This is a genomic window from Prevotella sp. P3-92 (assembly GCF_002251205.1).
Lineage (GTDB): Bacteria > Bacteroidota > Bacteroidia > Bacteroidales > Bacteroidaceae > Prevotella.
The window spans coordinates 1-3,260 of record NZ_NPJE01000057.1; the positions used below are offsets into that span (position 1 = coordinate 1).

Sequence of the window (3,260 nt, forward strand, 5' to 3'; positions counted from 1 at the left end):
GCCTCCTACTCTCCCGCATTGCATTGCAGTACCATCGGCGCAAGTGGGCTTAACTTCTCTGTTCGGAATGGGAAGAGGTGGAACCCCACCGCAATAGCCACCTGATAATTCTCTCAGCCGTATCACATACAGCCGGTATAGGTTGACAATCGCACACAAGCAAACTGTATCACAGATACAGAGTCAACATCTGAAAGTATCGCCTCAGACAAAAGTTTTCGGGCAATTAGTAGTGCTCGGCTTTGACATCGCTGTCTTTACACCTGCACCCTATCAACGTCGTAGTCTTCGACGACCCTCAATGGAGTCCTCATCTTGAGGCCGGCTTCGCACTTAGATGCTTTCAGCGCTTATCCGAACCCGACGCGGATACCCGGCGGTGCACCTGGCGGCACAACCGGTAAACCGGAGGTCGGTCAACCACGGTCCTCTCGTACTAGTGGCCGGTCCCCTCAAGACTCCTGCGCCCACGATAGATAGAGACCGAACTGTCTCACGACGTTCTGAACCCAGCTCGCGTGCCACTTTAATGGGCGAACAGCCCAACCCTTGGGACCTTCTCCAGCCCCAGGATGTGACGAGCCGACATCGAGGTGCCAAACCACCCCGTCGATATGAGCTCTTGGGGGGGATCAGCCTGTTATCCCCGGAGTACCTTTTATCCTTTGAGCGACGGACCTTCCATACGGATCCGCCGGATCACTATGCCCCAGTTTCCTGCCTGCTCGGCATGTCTGCCTCCCAGTCAAGCGCCCTTATGCCATTGCACTCTATAAGGCCGGTTACCAATCGGCCCGAGGGCACCTTTGGAAGCCTCCGTTACGCTTTTGGAGGCGACCACCCCAGTCAAACTACCCACCAAGCAGTGTCCGCGCTAAGCGCGTTAGACCTCAGGCAGCAGAAGGGCCGTATTTCAAGGATGGCTCCACACACGCTGGCGCGCATGATTCAATGCCTCCGGCCTATCCTACACATCCGATGACCAAGGTCAATGCTAAGCTGTAGTAAAGGTTCACGGGGTCTTTTCGTCCCATCGCGGGTAATCGGCATCTTCACCGATACTACAATTTCACTGAGCTCACGGTTGAGACAGCGTCCGGATCATTACACCATTCGTGCAGGTCGGAACTTACCCGACAAGGAATTTCGCTACCTTAGGACCGTTATAGTTACGGCCGCCGTTTACCGGGGCTTCAATTCAATGCTTCCCTTGCGGTGACATCTCCTCTTAACCTTCCGGCACCGGGCAGGTGTCAGGCTGTATACCTCATCTTGCGAGTTTGCACAGCCCTGTGTTTTTGCTAAACAGTTGCCTGGACCTATTCTCTGCGCCTCCATTGCTGGAGGACCCCTTATCCCGAAGTTACGGGGTCAGTTTGCCTAGTTCCTTAACCGTGAATCTCTCAACGCCTTAGTATGTTCTACCCGACTACCTGTGTCGGTTTGCGGTACGGGTTCCGTATGGATTAAGTTTAGCGGATTTTCTCGGCAGTATGATTACCTGCGCTGTCGGCGCTCTCCGGAGAGAGTGCCGTACTCTCGGAGTTCAGCTCGGGAGGTGGATTTGCCTGCCTCCCTCAATGCCTACATCCTTTAACGGGGAATTCCGTTTCCCCGCGGCAGTGTCACGACTGCGTCTCCACGTCACTCCATAAGGAAGTCACGGAATATTGACCGTGTCAGCCATCGCCTTCGCCGTTCGGCTTAGACTTAGGACCCGACTTACCCCGGGATGATTAACATTGCCCGGGAAACCTTAGTCGTACGGCGGGGGTGGATCTCACACCCCTAATCGTTACTTATACCTACATTTGCTTTTCCTGAAGCTCCAGGGACAGTCGTCCTGTCACATTCAACGCCGCAGGAATGCTCCCCTACCGATACTTTTATCATTACTATCCCGCGACTTCGGTGCCTGTCTTATACCCGATTATTATCCATGCACGGTCTCTCGACTAGTGAGCTGTTACGCACTCTTTGAATGAATGGCTGCTTCCAAGCCAACATCCTAGCTGTCACGGAGACCACACTTCGTTAGACTAACTCAGACAGAACTTGGGGACCTTAGACGGCGGTCTGGATTCTTCTCCTCTCGGGGACGGACCTTAGCACCCGCCCCCTTACTGCCACACTGCGGTGTATGAGCATTCGGAGTTCGTCAGGTCGCGATAGGCGGTGAAGCCCTCTTGACCTATCGGTCGCTCTACCTCTCATACAGATCATGTGACGCGGCACCTAAATGCCTTTCGGGGAGTACGAGCTATCTCCGAGTTTGATTGGCCTTTCACTCCTACACACACCTCATCCGGAAGCTTTTCAACGCTTATCGGTGCGGACCTCCATCCCGTGTTACCGGGACTTCATCCTGGACATGTGTAGATCACTCGGTTTCGCGTCTACCTCCACAGACTATACGGCCTGTTCAGCCTCGCTTTCACTGCGGCTCGGGAAGTCGTCTTCCTTAACCTCGCCTGTGACGGTAACTCGTAGGTTCATTATGCAAAAGGCACGCCGTCACTGCTTATAGCAGCTCCGACCGCTTGTAGGCGCATGGTTTCAGGTACTCTTTCACTCCCCTTATAGGGGTACTTTTCACCTTTCCCTCACGGTACTGGTACGCTATCGGTCTCACGGGAGTATTTAGCCTTGCCGGATGGGCCCGGCGGATTCGCGCAGGATTACACGTGTCCCGCGTTACTCAGGATACCGCTAGGTCTCGCAGTAGTTTCGAATACAGGATTATCACCTTCTATGATGTAACTTTCCAGATACTTCTTCTCACATTGCAAGTACCACGGCGCGGTCCTACAACCCCTGCCATGCGTTGCCACAAAGCAGGTTTGGGCTCTTCCCCGGTCGCTCGCCACTACTGGGGGAATCATTGTTATTTTCTCTTCCTCGAGGTACTAAGATGTTTCAGTTCCCTCGGTTAGCCTCCCTGCCTACGCAGGGATAACAGGCCTTCAGCCTGATGGGTTGTCCCATTCGGAAATCCGCGGATCAAGGGATATTTGCTCCTACCCGCAGCTTATCGCAGCTTATCACGTCCTTCATCGCCTCCGTGAGCCAAGGCATCCACCATGCGCCCTGACTTACTTTCGCCTTGACTTAAGCATACTTTCCTATAACTATAGGCGGCCGTATGCATAAGTGCTCATACTTTCAGCTGTTGATTTCTGATTTATTATCTAATCTACAGTCTTGCTTGTGTCAATATGTCAAAGATCTCTTTCCTCTATTTCAAGGACAAGTGGAGAATA

At 53.2% G+C, this 3,260-nt stretch carries 2 rRNA genes; both read right to left on the minus strand.

Annotation, left to right across the window (positions count from 1 at the left end):
* A 5S ribosomal RNA gene (rrf, locus tag CIK93_RS08430) occupies nt 1-105 on the minus strand; the annotation flags it as partial.
* Nucleotides 106-206: 101 nt separating this feature from the next.
* Nucleotides 207-3,102, minus strand: a 23S ribosomal RNA gene (locus tag CIK93_RS08435).
* Nucleotides 3,103-3,260 lie beyond the last annotated feature (158 nt).